The organism is Corallococcus sp. AB049A, assembly GCF_003668885.1.
GTDB lineage: Bacteria > Myxococcota > Myxococcia > Myxococcales > Myxococcaceae > Corallococcus > Corallococcus interemptor.
Window position 1 is genome coordinate 1 of the sequence record NZ_RAWL01000683.1, and the last position, 2,691, is coordinate 2,691.

Sequence of the window (2,691 nt, forward strand, 5' to 3'; positions counted from 1 at the left end):
GAGACAGCCCATGGCCCGCGCCTGGAGCGCCTGCTGGAGGACTACGCGCGGGGCATGGCGCGCAGGGACGCGCCGCTCGTCGTCGCGCTGGTGGGCGCCACCGGCGCGGGCAAGTCCACGCTGCTCAACGCCCTCTCCGGCCAGAACCTCTCCCGTGAAGGCGTGGACCGCCCCACCAGCACCGTCTCCACCCTCTTCGCGCCGGAGGGCACTGCCACGGACGAGTTGGCCCGCACCGGCGCGCGCGTCGTGCGCTACACGCCCGGGCCGCAGGGCCTGTGGAGCGGCCAGGTCTTCATCGACACGCCGGACCTCAACAGCGTGGCCACCGCGCACCGCGACGTCGCGCGCGCGGCATTGGACAAGGCGGACGTGGCGCTCGTGGTCATGCACCGGGGCAGCGTGGCGGAGGCCACCCAGGTGGAGTTCCTCTCCGAGTTCGCCCGCCGCCGCGCGCTCGTCTTCATCCTCAACTTCGCGGATGAGCTGTCCGCCGAGTCCCGCGACGCGCTGAAGTCCCAGGTCCGCCGCGTGGCCACCCAGCACTACGGCCTGGCCGCGGAGGACGTGCCCGTCTTCGCCATCAGCGCGCGCGCCGCGAAGGACGGCCAGGACGTCTCCGGCGAGTTCGGCCCGCTCCTCTTCCACCTCCGGGGCCTGGCCACCCAGGCCGTCGCCGCGCGCGTGCGCCACACCAACGCACTGGGCGCGCTGGAGGAGTTCGCCTCCACCGTGCAGACGGCGCTCACCGACACGGACGCACTGCTCGCGAAGACGCGCACCGCGCTGGACGCGGGGCTCGCGCGCGCGGCGGAGTCGCTCCAGGCGGACTTCGACGCGCGGCTGTCGCTGGCCCACGGACACCTGGCATCGGAGGTGCGCCGGCAGGCCGCGGGCCGCTTCTGGGGCCCCGCCGCGTGGGGGCTGCGGCTGTCATTGTGGGGCGCGTCCGGCATGGGCGCCGCTGCGCTGGTGGGCCGTCGCAGCCTGCCCGCGGGGCTCGCCGTGGCGGCGGCCTCCACCGTGGTGGATGCCGTCAGGGACCGCACGCGTGCACGCGCCGCGGAGGTGGCGGTGGTGGAGCCCTTCGAGGACGACTTCCTCGCGGAGTCCGCCGCGCGCACCGCCCTGGCGGAGGCGCGCAGCGTGGCGCGCACCCAGGGCCTGGAGGCGGAAGCGCTGGGCGTGCCGGACGTGGACGCGATGCTGGCGGAGCTGCGCGTGGCCCGCGCGGGCGCCTGGCGCTACACGGCCTCCACCGCCGTCGCGGAGGCCGTGGCCCGCTGGTGGCGCACGGCCCGGTGGCTGGTGCTGCCGCTCATCAACCTGCCCCTGCTCGCATTGCTGGGGCACGTGGGCTACCGCGTGGTGCGCGGATACGTCGAAGGCCCCCTGTTGCCGTTGGAGTACTTCCTCAACGCGGGGGCCTTCTTCGGGCTGCTCGCGGGCGCCGGAGCGCTGCTCGCGTCAGCGAGTCTCGTCGGAGCCGCTCGCCATGCGGGGAGAGCGGGCCGGAGCCGGTTTGTCGAGGCCCTCGCCGCCCTGGGCAGGAGGCTGGGAGAGACCGTCGATGATGGCCTTGGCACCGGGCGGCAGGCCGCGCGACGCATCCTGGAGCGGATTCGCGCTGTCGGGTGACATGGACATCACGGCCTGGCCGGGCATGTGGACGCCGCCGTTGGAGGCCATCATCGGCTGCGCGGAGTCCTTGCACAGCGGCGCGGACACCAGCGTCTCACGCACCGGGTCCCCGTAGCCCGCGATGCGCGCGGGCACGGAGGGGTTGTTCCAGCCGGACCCCTGCTCCTTGGCGACCTTGAAGTGCAGGTGCGCGCCGCACGCCCAGCCCGTGGCGCCGGAGAAGCCGATGAGCTGGCCCTCCTTCACCTTCTCACCGGCCTTCACCACCACGGCGCTGAAGTGCAGGTACTGCGTCTCCAGCCCGTCGCCGTGCGAGATGACGACGTAGTTGGCCAGCGGCGCGAACTGCTCGCCGCAACCACCCTGCCGGCTGTCACCGCGCGCCATGCGCACGACACCGTCATGCGCCGCCACGATGGGCGTGCCCTCCGGCATGCGGAAGTCCCACGCGAACGTGTCGTTGTGCTGGTGGCTGCCCGTCTCATGACCCTGGCTGACCGTATAGATGCGACCACAGGCGAACGGCACGCCTACCTCAGGCATGTTCGCGGGCGAGGGGACAGCAGGAGCCGAAGCAAGGAGGGAGCCGACGAGAAGAGCGGAGAAGTTCATATCGGGGCGGGCGGACAACCGGTGCAAGGCCTTGCGCTATTTCCCAGCCATTTTCGCTCAGTCCCGAACGGATCACTAGCAGCCGAGCCGGGCCCTGCCCTGTCTCACGGGGGCGACCCTTGACCACATTCCAGAGGGAAAACGGCTCGAAAGCGCAGGAGCGCCTGTCTCCTCGCCTGTCCCGTTGGCAGGCATTGGGCCTCCCAGCCTCATCCGCTCCAATCCCTGTCAGCTGACCCGAGGTAAAGGCAGACGCCCGCCCGCCCGGGCGCCTCACGGGCAGGCCCGGAGGTCCGCGATCAGCCACCCCCGGAAGCCCCCTTCAGAAAGTGACTGGTCACTTTTTAAGTGGCCGATTATGGTTCCGGCATGCCCCCGAAGTCCGCCCCCCGGAAGATGGCGCAGGCCGCGGCCCCAGCGCGCCGCACGCAGGCGGAG

Annotated in this window: 1 protein-coding gene and 1 pseudogene; one reads left to right on the forward strand and one right to left on the reverse strand. The window is 72.3% G+C overall.

The annotated features are described in order from the left end of the window. Nucleotides 1–1,638, forward strand: a 1,638-nt coding sequence (locus D7X55_RS38210; protein ID WP_121725611.1) for a GTPase, incomplete at its 5' end; no start/stop codon positions are given. A gap of 225 nt (nucleotides 1,639–1,863) precedes the next feature. On the opposite strand, the pseudogene D7X55_RS45420 reads toward D7X55_RS38210, so the two are convergent. Next, nucleotides 1,864–2,253: pseudogene (locus tag D7X55_RS45420) on the reverse strand (M23 family metallopeptidase); the annotation flags it as partial. Nucleotides 2,254–2,691: the final 438 nt, after the last annotated feature.